The sequence below is a fragment of the Phormidium sp. CCY1219 genome (assembly GCF_055795085.1).
The window spans coordinates 1-260 of the sequence record NZ_JAYFEQ010000610.1; the positions used below are offsets into that span (position 1 = coordinate 1).

The window sequence follows — 260 nt, forward strand, 5'->3', positions numbered from 1 at the left end:
TTTTTGTATTCATCCTTTCCACCTAGGGTTTCTGGGACGATGTGGTCTATTTCCATAATGTCTTCTTCCTTAAAATAGTGTCCGCAGTGGGTACACTTCCCTTTCTGTTTCTTCAAGAGCTTCGATACTCTCGTTGGAACACCGGGTTGTTTTCCCATTCTTGTACTCCAGTATTTGAGATTACCGTCATATGGGCTGGCCTCGCCTTTGACTTTAACGTGTCTGACAATTGGAGTCTCGGAGTGGTATCGCAATTTGAT

At 43.8% G+C, this 260-nt stretch carries 1 protein-coding gene; it reads right to left on the reverse strand.

The genetic code is table 11. The annotated features are described in order from the left end of the window. Positions 1–260: HNH endonuclease (locus tag AC0QH1_RS17170; RefSeq protein WP_473154732.1), on the reverse strand; the 260-nt coding region annotated here is incomplete at both ends.